Below are 13,240 nucleotides of genomic sequence, written 5' to 3'. Positions count from 1 at the left end.
CCCTCTTTTTCCCCATGGAATCCACCACCCACGTCGGGGTTGTCGAGGACCGGCCGGGCGCGGAGGCGGCCGGTCACGCCGCCGAGAACGTCAACGCGCTGAGATCGGTCCCGGACACTTCGAACGGCATCGTCAGCATTGTCGCGGTGGCCCAGCCGCGATGCAGCAGTGCGGCATCGCTCTCTCGAGTTTCGTCGATGACGACGCTTCGGAAGGTCACCGCGACGCTGCGGGCCTGGCGACCGTCCTCCCGTACCTCGCCGATTTCCGCTTGCACGGCGCCGAATTCGGCCAGGGGAGCAGTCCGTAAGCCCTGCAGTTCCTCTAGAGGGATGTCCGGAATGTTCACATTGAGTACCTGTCCCGCAGGAGCATGATCGGTTGCCCAGCGCACGGCACGGGCAGCCACTGATTCTGCTGTCTCCCATCGGGAAGGCGTCGTCCCGTCCAACGACAATGCGACGGCACGCGCTCCGTGACTCGCGGCGGTCAACGCGGCGCCCACAGTGCCCGAGTGCAGGATCGCGTGACCGGTATTGGGGCCGAGATTGATGCCTGAAAGCAGGATGTCCGGTGGCGGGCCGAATACGCCCTCCGCAGCGAGAAATGAGATCAGCGCGGGGGAACACTCGACAGCGAAGGCTTCGATGTCGGGAAAACCGGGAAGGGCCCGCCGCGACATCGACAACGTGCCGTCCTCTTCGAGTGCGGACAACGATGCGCTCGCGCCGCTGCGCTCGAGGTGCGGTGCGGCCACGCTCACGTCCAGTCCGGCCTCCACTGCGACCCGTGCCAATACTGTGAGGCCCGGACTGTCGATGCCGTCGTCGTTGACGATGAGTGCCTTCATCGTTGCCCCTCTTTCATCCGCCGCACCTGCACATTCTCTGCCATCCGCGCGACCGCACCGGCATGTCCGGTGGCGAGCCCCCTGCGGGTCACGTTGACGGCGCCTGCTGCGGCCCCCAGCCGAAGTGCTTCGACGTCAGGCTTTCCGGTCGCGAAGGCCGCCGCGAAGCCCGCCGTCATGGAATCTCCCGCACCGTGGTGGTCGACGATCTGAACGGGTGGCGTCTCGACCTCCCACAACTCGCCGTCGCACAGCGCGATGGCGGGGTCGCCTGCCCGGGAGACCACAACGGTCTCCGCCCCTTCGTCGTGCAGCCTGCGCATCGTGGCGACAAGGTCATCGACGTGGTCCGACGGTGCCAGACCGTCCTCGATGAGGTCTTCGTGGCTCACCTTGAGTACTGTGACTCCACCTTCCAGGGCGGCGGTCAGAGTCGGACCCGAAAGGTCGGCCACCACCGGAATGTTCAACGCGGACAGATCCGCACACAGTCTCCGGTAGACCTCGACCGGAACCGCCTCGTCACAGTGGGGGCCACCGATGATCGCTACGTCGGCGGCCATGGCGGCAGCGAGCGACGCACTGAACAGGTCGTCCGTCTCGTGCCGCGTCAGGGGAGGGGGCGGTACTTCCACCACCACTTTGCGTTCGCCGCCCCGGCGATCGTGGACGTACGAGCCGTTCTCCCGCGAGGTCGTCACAGGGTGGACCGTGAGGCCTTCGCGGTTGATGAGGTCGACGAGAATACGTCCCGCTTCGCCGCCGAACGGTCCGCACAGGTGTACGTCCATGCCGAGGATCGCTGCCATCCGGCCGATCCAGAACCCCTGTCCGCCCGCGTGGACATGCAATTCGTGACCGTCGTCGGGCGCTGTCTCGATCGTAACCGTCAACAGTGGTGAAGGAGCGAACACGAACGCACACGGAGAGGCGTCATCAGCATCGGACGTGGTCGTGTTGCCGGGGGCAGATTTCATGTTCTTCTGGTACCCGCGCCGGTGCTGCGTCACACCCGATCTCCGGTCGTGTGCATCGAACCCCGAATGGGTACGCCCAACCGCAGTTCGCAGATACGCAGACGTCGGCTCACGAACGATCGACCATGGAGGATGCAATGTCGCGAATCGCCTGGCAGGAAACTGCTGCTTCGCCCGATGAGGTCTGGGATGTGCTTGCCGACGGGTGGAGGTATGCAGGATGGGTCGTGGGTGCCTCGCGAATTCGCCAGGTGGATGCCACCTGGCCCGAGGTGGGGAGTCGGATCCACCACTCGGTGGGCCTGTGGCCCGCGATGCTTCACGATTTCACGGAGGTGATCGCGCGTACTGCAGAGCACGAACTCCTTCTCTCTGCGCGGGCGTGGTTCTTCGGCCGTGCCGAAATCGGATTGACCGTCGACCCCTCGGGCAGCGGATCCCGGATCACCATGTCCGAACGCGTCGTCGGCGGCCCTGCACGCATCATCCCGGGTGTGCTCCAAGCAGAGCTGGTTCGTCCGCGCAATCGCGAGTGTCTGCACCGCTTGGCGTTGATCGCCGAACGCGCGACACCGGAGGGGAGGACAGCATGAGTGCCGACATCGATCACCGACAAGAGACAGGAGTGGGAACGGTGGACGCGGTCGTCATCGGCGCCGGGCCCAACGGATTGACCGCGGCGGCTGCGCTCGCCGACGCGGGCTGGGATGTGGTCGTACTCGAAGAGCAACCGACGCCGGGTGGTGCAGTTCGCAGCGCCGAACTGCATCCGGGCTTCATCGCCGATCTGTTCAGCGCGTTCCATCCGCTTGCTGCCGCATCGCCTGCCTTCCGCGCGCTGGACCTCGAATCGCACGGCCTGCGCTGGTGCCGTTCTGCGGCGGCATTCGGTCACCCGGACGGACCGGAGGACGACGACGCGGTGGTGGTACGACCGGACCCCGCCGACACAGCGGCCGACCTCGAACGGCGGTGCGCCGGCGACGGGAAGTCATGGCTGGCACTGGTCGAACAGTGGGAGCGGGTCCGCACACCGTTCCTGCATGCGCTGCTTCGGCCGTTTCCTCCCGTGGCTGGAGCAGCATCGCTGGTCCGCGCGTTGGGGACCGGGGAGACAGTGCGTTTCGCGAGGATGCTCGCGCTGCCGGTTCTACGAATGTCCGAGGAACTCTTCGGTGGATCGTCGGCGCGCTTGCTGATGCTCGGTAATGCCATGCACGCGGACGCCCCACCGGACGCACCCGGTAGCGGAGTCATGGGGTATGTCCTGACCATGCTCGCTCAGGACGTCGGGTTTCCGGCGCCTGCGGGAGGCGCAGGGGCGTTGACCGACGCGCTCGTGCGCCGCGGAGAGAGTGCAGGTGCGCGTGTGCTGTGCGGGCAGAAGGTCACCCGCATCGAGGTCGAGCGTGGACGGGCGGTGGCAGTGCAAACCGCGTCCGGTGAGCGTATCCGTATTCGTCGGGCAGTGCTCGCCGATGTCTCGGCGCCCGCACTGTACGGGCAGTTGCTTCCCTCGGATGCGGTGAGCGATCGGATCCGTTCAGATCTTCGGGGTTTCCAATGGGACACCCCTGTCGTCAAGGTCAACTATGCACTCGATCGGCCTGTGCCCTGGCGGTCGCGATCTCTGGCCGGAACCGGAACAGTGCACGTCGGTGCCGATTCGCGTGCAATGGTGCGGTGGGTGGCAGACCTCGAGACCGGTGTGGTGCCCGAATCGCCGTTCATGCTGGTCGGGCAGATGACCGCCACAGACCCGTCGCGCTCTCCGGCAGGAACGGAGAGCTGCTGGGCCTATACCCATCTGCCCCGGGGAATCACCGACAGCCACTCGGCGGATCTTCTCGCCGAACGCGTCGATACCCAACTCGAGGCATACGCGCCGGGATTCGAGCAGTCGATTGTCGGGCGCACCGTGCAACGACCGCACGATCTGGAGGCTGCCGACGCGAACCTTGTCGGAGGAGCTGTCAATGGGGGAACAGCACAGATCCACCAGCAGCTCTTCCTACGCCCCCTTCCCGGTTTCGGGGGTCCACGCACCCCCGTCGACGGTCTGTTCCTCGCGAGCGCCGGTGCCCACCCCGGCGGCGGAGTGCACGGGATGTGCGGATGGAACGCTGCCCGGGCAGCGCTGGAGGACATGAAGCCCACCGGAGGGCTGCGTCGTGGGCTGCACGGACTGACCCGGCGACTGCTGACGTGATGTCGCCTCCGGACTCTGATCGGCGCACCGGCGGGGTTTGATCGCATCACCACGGGGTATTCCCCGTGCGCCCCTAGGATCCGAGGTGATGATGTCGTGACAGCTCCACCAGTGCCCATCCATAGGCAGCCTGCCCGAGTGTGGCGAGTGCCGGGCGTATACCGACCGCAGGAAGATTCGTTTCTGCTCGCGCAGGCTCTCGGCGAGGCAGGTGGTGCTCGCAATGCACACGTGCTCGATTTCTGCACAGGTAGCGGATTTCTTGCCGTCACCGCGGCCAGACTCGGCGCTGCTTCGGTGACAGCCGTCGATATCGCGTCCCGTGCGGTGCTGACAGCACGATTCAACGCCCGCACACGCGGGCTGCCAGTGCGAGTGTTCCGTGGAGACCTGGAAGTCGCCACCCGGTCCGGGCCGTTCGATATCGTCGTGTCCAACCCGCCTTATGTCCCGCACGCGGGCGGGCAGGCCGACCCACGATGGGACGCAGGCCCGGACGGCCGCTGTGTCATCGATCCGTTGTGCGACGAACTACCGAATTTGTTGTCGGCCGACGGATTCGCGCTGATCGTGCATTCTGGATTCAGCGGCGTCGACGCTACCCTGGACCGGCTGCGTGGGAAGGACCTGAAAGCGGCAGTTGTTGCCCGGCAGAGTATTCCATTCGGTCCCGTGCTGCAGAGCAGGATGCGATATCTCCAGGAAGCGCGTCTGGCAGGCCAGAACGTCACCAACGAGGAAGTGGTGGTGATCCGTGCAGACAGAATGCGCCTCGGCGGTGAGAGTGAGCGTCTCCCGGATGAGTGAAGACGTCACGCGGAATCTGCGGGTGGTGCGTCTGGTGAAAGGCGGGCCCGCGCTTGTCGAAGGGCCCGTGCGCATTGTGACGGAAGACGGCAACGAGACCATATCCGATCGGTTCATGGTCGCGGTATGCCGATGCCGACGCAGTGACACATATCCGTTGTGCGACACCAGCCACCGCAGATCTCGTCCGACTCCGAAGTGAGCGAACTCGACGCCTGTACGGCTCGATGAGACAACAGCGGGCCGAAGCGTCGAAACGCCTCGGCCCGCTGTCAACCCAGAAATGAACCCTTCCAGGCCGCTCCTCGGAGGTCGATGCCAACCTGGAGGTCATGCCGATGGGGGTCAATACCAATGGGCGCGGCCTCCGATGGCTCGACCCGTTGCACCCAGGATGGCGAGGATGACCCCGACCACCAGAAGAATTACCCCGATCGTGGTGAGAATCGAGATTCCTGTCAGCCATCCGACCACCAGCAGAACCAATCCCAGAATGATCATCGCGTCACCTCGCTGTGTTATCCGTCGCCCGTTGGCATCGGAGGTTGAGTTCCGAATACCCGTACACGCGTACTGCAAAACCCGATTTCCGCGGGGAGATTCCCACAGCCTCAAACGATGGCGAGGCTCGAGTCGGAGTGGCATCGTCTGAGATATGCCTACATCGGAAAACCCCGGCGCCAGCGTTCCCGGCGAGTACAGCGTCGACGACGAAGACCAATTGCAGCCCGAAGACACCCTCATCGACCGCGGCCAGGACGACGTTCTGGACGAAGGATATTCGCCGCCGGACCGTCCGCTCGCGATGGAACCTCACGAGAGCCTCGAATCGCGTCTCGCGGAAGAAGAACCGGACTCGGCTCTGACCGCGATGCAGGGCGCCACCGCCGCGCCGGACGACGCCCGACTGGATTACCCGTCCAGGAGCGACGAAGTGGGCGGCGAACGGTCCGGCCGGCTCGTAGCGCCCGACGAGGGAACCGGCGAGGATGTCGACAAGGACCTGGTCGGCGACGACGTCGGAATCGACGGCGGTGCTGCTTCCGCTGAGGAAGCGGCTGTACACCGACTGGACGAGGAAGACATCGATCCGGACAGCTGAACCGGACCGGAGCATACGGGTCCACCTCGACCGGTCGACGGCCTTCAGGCCTGCGAGGCTCGTTCCACGAGTGTGCGGATGGCTTGTGGGTCGTCGCGGTCGACGACGGGAAAACCGGCGCCAGGCTCGCCGACCCAGTGCAGCGAAATCCCGGGGTTGTGGACGTCGCTTCCATCGGCGAGGAAGAAATGGGGGCTACCCTGTACCTCTGCTGTGTTCCTGCGGTAATCGCGCATCATCGCGGCCCGAGCCGCGCCCGCGTCGAGCGTTTCGGCAAGGACATCGACATCGACGTGCGGACAGCGCGTCGCGATGTCGACAAGCTCGTGATGCAACGAGATCGTCCGGCTGTCGCGGAAGAAGGCCAGCCGGATTTCCATATCGAGCTCCTCTGCGGCCCGAAACGACTGGAGTTTCGCGGCGTGCACAGCCTCGTTCGCCGGTAGCGACGTACACGGCCAGGTTGCAGAGTCTCTCTGCCACGGCTTCCAGCCGAAATCCGGCTCGCATGCTCCCAGCACAGGAAACTCGGCGTCCAGATAGCGTTTCGGTACAGGAAACCTGTTGATGTCCTCGAGAGAGAACAGCCGGTGGTCGAGCCGGAGGCTGTCCGACAACCCAGCGGCATCCCGTTCCCGTATGAAGCGGGCGAGCGCAAGGGTGGACCAGCCGCACACCACATCCGTGTACACCACAACGGTGCCGGGTTCGACCGAAATCATGGTTCCTCCTAGTCGGTGAAGTTGTCTTTCTCCGAGTGGGTGCCCCGGCTCGCGGAGAAGAAACACGCGGAGGTCCCCGCCGAACACAGGGGATCGGCGCCGGGCACATATCGGGCGGAACGCACCGATTTCAGAGCGTGGCGTAGAACGGCGCGGGTGTGGGCGGTTCTGTCTTTCGGAGGTTTCGGATGAGCGACATCCGGGGTATGCGGTGGTCACCTACAAACAGCACCCCCCAAGGAGACGAAACATGTCGAAATACACGGTGCCCGGTCTCAGCGACAAGGACGGCGCCGCTGTGGCGCGCGCACTCCAGGAACGCCTCAGTGCCTACAACGATCTGCACTTGACGTTGAAGCACATCCACTGGAACGTGGTGGGTCCGAACTTCATCGGTGTGCACGAGATGATCGATCCCCAGGTGGAGCTTGTCCGCGGGTATGCCGACGAGGTGGCAGAGCGGATCGCTGCGCTCGGAGAATCGCCGCTCGGAACACCCGGTGCTATCGAAAAGTACCGCACGTGGGACGACTATTCGGTGGTTCGCGACACGGCGCAGGCACACCTTGCCGCCCTCGATCTGGTGTACGACGGCGTGATCACCGACAATCGCAAGGCGATCGAGAAGGTCGGCAAGCTGGACCCCATCACGGAGGACATTCTCATCGGGCAGACCGGCCAGCTCGAGAAGTTCCAGTGGTTCGTGCGTGCCCACCTCGAGAACGCCTCCGGAGCGCTGGCGAATTCCGATGCGCATACCGAGAAGAAGGCCGCGAAGTCGGCCCGCTGATCAGCGAGGCGACCAATCATGAGTGAAAGCAAACGAGAGTTCGTTGCGCTCCGGCTCGACGAAGTGATTCACGAACTCGAAGCAGACGCGCCGATCGACGAAGAGACTGCGGGAACAGGTCGTCCGGAAGGTGCATTGGTGACCGCCCAGCGACACCGCGCGGAGATCGATACAGCCGATGATGCGACGCTCGACCGTATTGCGGCTGCCTACCCGCAGATCGAAGAGGCATGGCAAAGCCGCTGAATCGGATCGTCGTCACGGGAGCAAGCGGAAATGTGGGCACTGCGGTGCTCCGGCGTTTCGCGTCTCGTGCCGTGCGGCCTGAGATCATTGCCGTCGCGCGCCGGATTCCTCCGGCGCGCGACGTCTATGCGTCGGCCCGCTGGCACAGTCTGGACCTCGCGGATCCCAATTGTCACGCCCAGCTTCGGTCGATCGTGCGCGACGCCGATGCGATCGTTCACTTGGCGTGGGGATTTCAACCGTCGCACCGCCGTGATTACCTTCGCCGCACTGCGCTCGGGGGGACCAGAGCGGTGTTCACTGCGGCGGCCGAGGCCGGAGTGCCGCACGTGGTGCACATGTCATCCGGCGCGGTGTATGCAGCAGGCGCGAACGAGCGGTTCGTCGACGAATCCTGGCCTGTGACCGGGGTGAGCTCCTGCGATTACAGCGCCGACAAAGTGCAGGCCGAGAAGATCCTCGATGATTTGTCCGCCGATGCCGACGCCCCTGCACTAACTCGATTCCGGCCCGGCTTCATCGGCCAGCGAGCTGCCGGAACGGCCTTGCGACGCTACGTATCTCCCGACTTCCTGCCCGGTGTGGTACTCCGGCATCTGCCGCTGTTGCCGATCGATCGTAGTCTCAGAATTCCCGCTGTGCACGCAGATGACGTGGCAGCGGCGATAGTATCCGCTCTCGAACAACGTGTTCCTGGAACTTTCAACCTGGGTTCCGAGCGCGCGGTGCTGGCGGCCGACTTCGTGGCGCCCTTCGAGTGCGCAGCGCTTCCGGTTCCGTGGCGTGCCCTGGCAGCAATCGCCGATGCGACCTGGGGCCTGCGCATTCAGCCTGTCCAGGGCGGGTGGATCGAGCTCGCGTATGCGACCCCCATGCTCGACTGCAGTCGGGCCATGAGCATGCTGGCCTGGAAGCCCGCCTACGACGGTCCACAGGTGTGGAACGAAACGGTGAGCGGGATGCGGTCCGGTGCGGGGACACCGAGCCCGGTGCTGCGTACGCGTACCGTGCGCGAGACGGCGGCGACACTCGTCGAGCGCGGACCGATCGATAGGCGGATCCCGCCGTAGGCGCGTACCTGGCTCGCAGTGAGTGTTTCACCGTGGAGGTGAGGTGGGTATACCCGAGGCATGACCAACGCACCCCAGCACAACCGACCCACCACAGGTAGTCGCGCGGCCGGATGGGTCGGATATGGCTGTGTCCTCGTCGGGATTGCACTCATCGCCCTCGTGCTTGCCGCGGCCGGCGATGGCTTCGAGGGTTGGGCGACTCTCGGAATCATTGCTGGGATCGTCGTGTTCCTGGTGGGCGGAGTGATGATCGCCTTCAATTTCCGGCGTCGCACCTCGGACTGAGTGGCTCGGCCCGGTGAGATTCGGCCAGATCGCGCAGCGCGATGGTGTGTATCTCACCCCGGTGGGGGTACTCGACCGCCATGGACGACGGTAGGGAACGGGAACCTCACACCATCGACTACCCGGGAGAGACCGGGCAGATGGCAGAACGCCCGCGCGACGAGATGCGGGACTATCGAGGACGAGACCTCCTCGTCGGGCGAAAAGCGCTGATCACGGGCGGTGACTCCGGTATCGGGCGAGCGGTGGCGGTGGCGTTCGCGAAGGAAGGTGCGGACACGGCTATTGCCTATTTGGAAGAGCATCCTGACGCCGAACACACCGCCGCTCTGGTGCGTAGGGCGGGTCGTTCGTGTCATCTGTTGCCCGGGGACCTTGCAGATGCGCAGCACTGCCGATCCGTGGTCGCCGAGGCAGCCGACCGGCTGGGTGGGCTCGACATCGTCGTCAACAACGTGGGCACCCAGCAACCGGTGGACGATCTGGCCGAGCTGAGCGACGAGCAGTGGCGCCGCACGTTCGCAGTCAACGTCGACAGCTTCTTCCACGTGACGAAGGCAGCGTTGGCCTACCTGCCTCGCGGGTCTGCGGTGATCAACACCGCCTCGATAAATGGCCTGCGCGGCAACAAGAGTCTCATTGACTATTCCGCAACCAAAGGCGCAATCATCGCCTTGACGTATTCGCTCGCGCAGACGTTCCAGGACAGGGGAATTCGCGTCAACTGCGTCGCACCCGGACCTGTCTGGACACCGTTGATTCCCGCAACCATGGATGCCGGCAAGGTGTCGGAGTTCGGACAGCAAGCGCCGTACGGACGCGCCGCACAGCCCGACGAGATCGCACCGTCCTATGTCTTCTTCGCGTCCGACACGATGTCGTCTTACTACAGCGGCGAGGTGCTGGCGCCCATCGGCGGCGAGACGTTGCCCGGTTGATCTGCGAGGCGAGCAAGAACGGTCAAGCGCGGGCCACACCCTCTGGGTGACACTGGATTCATGACCGGACCCGGACGCGACAGACTACGCGAACTGCTCGATGCCGTCCTCGACGAGGACCACGCGAACCTCGGTGACATGGCGCGTGGCGCCTTCGCCTCGCCATGGCATTTCAGTCGCCAATTCTCGATGGGCACAGGGGAATCCCCGGTTGCGCTGCGACGAAGGGTGATGCTCGAGCGTGCTGCGTGGCAGTTGCGTGACGGCTGCGGTGTCACCGATGCGGCTTTCTCTGCCGGATACAATTCGGTGGAGGGGTTCAGCCGCGCGTTCTCCCGAGCGTACGGATATCCACCGAGCGCGACCGGGGGCCGCACACTCGCGCCCTCCGGCTACTCGCACTGGCTACCCGCTCCCAACGGAGTCCACTTTCATCCCCCCATGCATCTGTGGGTGGAGGATGACGCCGGCGGATACGGACACCGCGCAGGAACAGGTCAGGTGACTGCGCAGATGGTTCATCATGATCTCGACGACACACGGGCGCTGCTGAACGTCGCGACCGATCTCGACGTGGTCGAGTACGAACGAGTGAGATTCCCGGACCTCGTGGTGCTCGAATGGGACGGCCCAGAAGAGTCGATCGCACAGGTACTCGGCAATCTGGTGTGGGCGAAGCAGATGTGGCTCGCATCGATGATCGGTGCCGACGAACCCATGCGTTCGGACGGGGACGCGGCCTCATTGTGCAAGCAGTTCGAAGTGATCGCGCCGCAGTGGGCGGAAGCCGTACGCGACATCGATCGTCGCAATGCTTGGAGCGATCGTCTGATCGACGCATTGTGTGACCCGCCGGAGAGTTTCATGCTCGGTGGTGTCATCTCCCACGTGCTCACATTCGCGGCGCATCGGCGGCAGCTCGTGCGTCACATGCTGCGAAATGCAGGCCGCAACATCGACAACGGGGACCCGCTCGAATGGCAGCGCGGACTTTCCCCACTCACGCTCGGCGACGAGCCGGAAGGAAGCGCGACATGACTCGGATGACCTTCTTCACCGCAAGCACACTCGACGGATTCATCGCGACGGAGGATCACAGCCTCGACTGGTTGCTGTCGCGTCACATCGACCACGACGGACCCGGAGGGGGTTCGGCATTCATGTCCAGGATCGGTGCGGCTGCAATGGGCGCCTCGACGTATCAATGGGTGTTGGACCATGAAGGGCTCGACAAGTGGGAGTACACGTTTCCTTGCTGGGTCTTCACGCACCGAGATGGCATGCCGGTGGCGCAGGGGCCGGACGGGCCGGGCGACATCCGGTTCACGCAGGACGATGTTCGCACGGTCTACGCCGAGATGGCCGAGGCCGCCGGTGATCGTGAGTTGTGGATGATCGGAGGTGGAGACCTGGCAGGTCAGTTCGCCGATCACGGCCTGCTCGACGAGATGATCGTGTCCCTTGCTCCGGTCACGATCGGTGCCGGTAAGCCGCTGTTGCCGAGGCATCTCGAACTGGAACTGACCGATCTCACCCGCAACGGGGAGTTCGCGATCGCGACCTATCGCGTGAAACCGCCTGTCACGCCGGACCGCTGACCTCCGGCGACGACCATCCGACCTTGTGACGGACGGCACTCGAGGGTACCGTCGGGGACAACCGAAACGCAGTCCTCGGGGAAGGAGACAGGCTATGAAGCTCAATCTCTTCGTCGCGTGGTCGGGATACGCGCTCGCGCTGATCGCAGTGATCACGATCGCATTCACACTGGTTGCAGCGGGGTCCGGACATACCGCGTTCGCACTCGCCAGCGGAATTGCGGCAGCCGCGGCCCTGCTCCTCGCATTCGGCATGGTGGCAGGCACCATCCGGCGAGATCACCATCGTCATATCGAGACTCCGCACTTGTTCTGACCGGTCAAGATTCTTCCAGTCGTTTTCTCTCGGCCTCGACGTCGAAGTTCGGTTCCGGCCAATCGAGGTCGAGATTCTCGAAGGCGTCGATGAGTAGCTCCATGACGGCGATTCGGCTGTACCACTTCCGGTCGCACGGCACGACGTACCAGGGAGCGTGCTCGGTGTTGGTCTTGTCGAGCATGTCCTGATAGGCCTGCTGGTACTCGGGCCACAGTGCGCGCTCGTCGACATCGCTGGCGTTGTACTTCCAGTGCTTGTCCCGACGCTCGAGCCGCTCGGCCAATCGATGCTTCTGTTCGTCGAGGGAGACGAACATCGCGACCTTGACAATAGTGGTGCCGTTGGCCGCGAGGTCGCTCTCGAAGCGGTTGATCTCGTCGTAGCGCCTACGCCAGACGGTCTCGGGCACCAGATTGCGGACGCGGGCGACGAGGACGTCTTCGTAGTGCGATCGGTCGAATACCCCGAGTTGGCCGTCCCGGGGGAGAGCCTTGTGGACACGCCACAGGAAGTGGTGACGCTTCTCCTCCGGAGTCGGCACACCGAATGCCTTGTGATCGACCCCCTGGGGGTCCACGTGTCCGATCACGCTGCGGACCATCCCGCCTTTGCCGGCGGTGTCCATGCCCTGAAGGATGAGGAGCACCGAACGTTCGTCGCCCAGGCGCCCGTTCGCGAAGAGCATCTCCTGTAGATCGGAGAGCACGGCGCCACGTTCCTCTATCAGCGTCGTCCCGAGTTCCTTGCCTCCGCTGAAGCCCGGTGTGCCGTTGGTGTCGAGGTCGGCGACCCGGTTGTGTGGCCCCGCGCGCAGTACCGCCGCTGCCGGGGTGTGCCATCCGTCGCCGTTGTTTCCCATGGCGATGAGCGTGCCACACGCACGTCGGTTCGGTCCGTTCCTTCGTCCGTGTTCGGTGAGAGGGTTCGGTGAGAGGGTCCCTGAGGGGATTCGGTATGGCTTCAGTAGGGCGGTGCGGAGATGCCGTCGATCATGTGGCTTCCCCACAGGTCGATCTCGGTGACGCGTCCGGTGGCCGTGGCGATACTGCCGTCGGCTGCCGGGATCCGGAGCGTCACTTCGGTGCCCGGGCCCGAGGGGGTATCTGGTGTGAGGGCCGCACCGAACTCGCGGAGGCGACCGCGCCACACATGCCGACCCACGATCGGATCGAAGTGCCCGGACAATTCGACCTCGACGGTGGCGTGTTGCTCTCCGACCGCGACGTCGGCCGGTCCCTTGTAGCCGTCGGTCTGTTCGTGCGCGTTCTCGTCTCCGTGCGGCGACGTCGTATCAGGCATGACCCGAGATTACACGTAACTCACA

19 protein-coding genes are annotated in these 13,240 nt (G+C 64.5%); 13 read left to right on the top strand and 6 right to left on the bottom strand.

Translation table 11 applies throughout. From position 1 onward, the window contains the following. Positions 1-73: 73 nt before the first annotated feature. Both surE and ACSYG9_RS03075 read right to left on the bottom strand, forming a co-directional pair. Positions 74-850, bottom strand: coding sequence for a 5'/3'-nucleotidase SurE (gene surE / locus ACSYG9_RS03080; protein ID WP_440125754.1), 777 nt, complete (start codon positions 848-850; stop codon positions 74-76). Continuing rightward, entirely contained in the window at positions 847-1,827 is a 981-nt protein-coding gene (locus ACSYG9_RS03075; protein ID WP_440125753.1) for a PfkB family carbohydrate kinase, read from the bottom strand. The genes surE and ACSYG9_RS03075 overlap by 4 nt, the downstream gene beginning before the upstream one ends. Before the next feature lie 137 nt (positions 1,828-1,964). On the opposite strand from ACSYG9_RS03075, the gene ACSYG9_RS03070 reads away from it, so the two are divergent. The 4 genes from ACSYG9_RS03070 to ACSYG9_RS03055 all read left to right on the top strand — a co-directional run bounded on the left by ACSYG9_RS03070 (position 1,965) and on the right by ACSYG9_RS03055 (position 5,045). Further along, complete coding sequence (locus ACSYG9_RS03070; RefSeq protein WP_454841123.1) at positions 1,965-2,420, top strand: SRPBCC family protein; 456 nt, start codon at positions 1,965-1,967, stop codon at positions 2,418-2,420. Then, a complete protein-coding gene (locus ACSYG9_RS03065) occupies positions 2,417-4,036 on the top strand; it encodes a phytoene desaturase family protein (protein WP_454841122.1) in 1,620 nt (539 codons plus the stop codon). The genes ACSYG9_RS03070 and ACSYG9_RS03065 overlap by 4 nt, the downstream gene beginning before the upstream one ends. A gap of 96 nt (positions 4,037-4,132) precedes the next feature. Then, the gene (locus ACSYG9_RS03060; RefSeq protein WP_454841121.1) at positions 4,133-4,843 is read left to right on the top strand and encodes a HemK2/MTQ2 family protein methyltransferase; all 711 of its coding nucleotides are present in this window, start codon (positions 4,133-4,135) and stop codon (positions 4,841-4,843) included. Then, a complete protein-coding gene (locus ACSYG9_RS03055) occupies positions 4,836-5,045 on the top strand; it encodes a CDGSH iron-sulfur domain-containing protein (protein WP_454841120.1) in 210 nt (69 codons plus the stop codon). The genes ACSYG9_RS03060 and ACSYG9_RS03055 overlap by 8 nt, the downstream gene beginning before the upstream one ends. Positions 5,046-5,188: 143 nt before the next feature. On the opposite strand, the gene ACSYG9_RS03050 is transcribed toward ACSYG9_RS03055, so the two are convergent. Then, positions 5,189-5,344: a DUF6131 family protein gene (locus ACSYG9_RS03050; protein ID WP_169690105.1), complete on the bottom strand. Its 156-nt coding sequence runs from the start codon at positions 5,342-5,344 to the stop codon at positions 5,189-5,191. 154 nt (positions 5,345-5,498) lie between these two features. Between ACSYG9_RS03050 and ACSYG9_RS03045 the strand changes: the two genes are divergently transcribed. Continuing rightward, entirely contained in the window at positions 5,499-5,945 is a 447-nt protein-coding gene (locus ACSYG9_RS03045; protein ID WP_440125748.1) for a DUF5709 domain-containing protein, read from the top strand. A gap of 44 nt (positions 5,946-5,989) precedes the next feature. On the opposite strand, the gene ACSYG9_RS03040 is transcribed toward ACSYG9_RS03045, so the two are convergent. Continuing rightward, positions 5,990-6,667, bottom strand: coding sequence for a DsbA family oxidoreductase (locus tag ACSYG9_RS03040; RefSeq protein ID WP_454841119.1), 678 nt, complete (start codon positions 6,665-6,667; stop codon positions 5,990-5,992). Between the two features lie 250 nt (positions 6,668-6,917). Between ACSYG9_RS03040 and ACSYG9_RS03035 the strand changes: the two genes are divergently transcribed. From ACSYG9_RS03035 to ACSYG9_RS03000, 8 genes are all read left to right on the top strand, one after another. Continuing rightward, entirely contained in the window at positions 6,918-7,457 is a 540-nt protein-coding gene (locus tag ACSYG9_RS03035) for a ferritin-like domain-containing protein (protein WP_440125746.1), read from the top strand. A gap of 18 nt (positions 7,458-7,475) precedes the next feature. Continuing rightward, positions 7,476-7,703, top strand: a complete 228-nt coding sequence (locus tag ACSYG9_RS03030; protein ID WP_454841118.1) for a hypothetical protein — start codon at positions 7,476-7,478, stop codon at positions 7,701-7,703. Continuing rightward, positions 7,688-8,773 carry an NAD-dependent epimerase/dehydratase family protein gene (locus ACSYG9_RS03025; RefSeq protein WP_440125744.1) on the top strand — a complete coding sequence of 362 codons (1,086 nt, stop codon included), beginning with the start codon at positions 7,688-7,690 and terminating at the stop codon, positions 8,771-8,773. Before ACSYG9_RS03030 ends, ACSYG9_RS03025 begins: the two co-directional genes overlap by 16 nt. Before the next feature lie 60 nt (positions 8,774-8,833). Beyond that, positions 8,834-9,061, top strand: coding sequence for a hypothetical protein (locus tag ACSYG9_RS03020; RefSeq protein WP_440125743.1), 228 nt, complete (start codon positions 8,834-8,836; stop codon positions 9,059-9,061). Between the two features lie 80 nt (positions 9,062-9,141). Next, a complete protein-coding gene (locus ACSYG9_RS03015; RefSeq protein WP_440125742.1) occupies positions 9,142-9,999 on the top strand; it encodes an SDR family oxidoreductase in 858 nt (285 codons plus the stop codon). A 60-nt stretch (positions 10,000-10,059) separates the two neighbouring features. Next, entirely contained in the window at positions 10,060-11,037 is a 978-nt protein-coding gene (locus ACSYG9_RS03010; RefSeq protein WP_440125741.1) for a helix-turn-helix domain-containing protein, read from the top strand. Continuing rightward, complete coding sequence (locus ACSYG9_RS03005) at positions 11,034-11,597, top strand: dihydrofolate reductase family protein (protein ID WP_440125740.1); 564 nt, start codon at positions 11,034-11,036, stop codon at positions 11,595-11,597. The genes ACSYG9_RS03010 and ACSYG9_RS03005 overlap by 4 nt, the downstream gene beginning before the upstream one ends. A gap of 94 nt (positions 11,598-11,691) precedes the next feature. After that, positions 11,692-11,913, top strand: a complete 222-nt coding sequence (locus ACSYG9_RS03000) for a hypothetical protein (RefSeq protein ID WP_440125739.1) — start codon at positions 11,692-11,694, stop codon at positions 11,911-11,913. Between the two features lie 4 nt (positions 11,914-11,917). Here ACSYG9_RS03000 and ACSYG9_RS02995 read toward each other — a convergent pair whose 3' ends face one another. Beyond that, entirely contained in the window at positions 11,918-12,775 is an 858-nt protein-coding gene (locus tag ACSYG9_RS02995) for a polyphosphate kinase 2 family protein (protein ID WP_454841115.1), read from the bottom strand. Positions 12,776-12,876: 101 nt separating this feature from the next. Further along, complete coding sequence (locus ACSYG9_RS02990) at positions 12,877-13,215, bottom strand: DUF4873 domain-containing protein (RefSeq protein WP_454841114.1); 339 nt, start codon at positions 13,213-13,215, stop codon at positions 12,877-12,879. Positions 13,216-13,240: the final 25 nt, after the last annotated feature.

It is taken from the genome of Rhodococcus sp. SJ-2 (assembly GCF_053750035.1).
The sequence above is the reverse complement of the archived record's forward strand: the minus strand, read 5'-3'. Positions and strand labels throughout refer to the sequence as shown.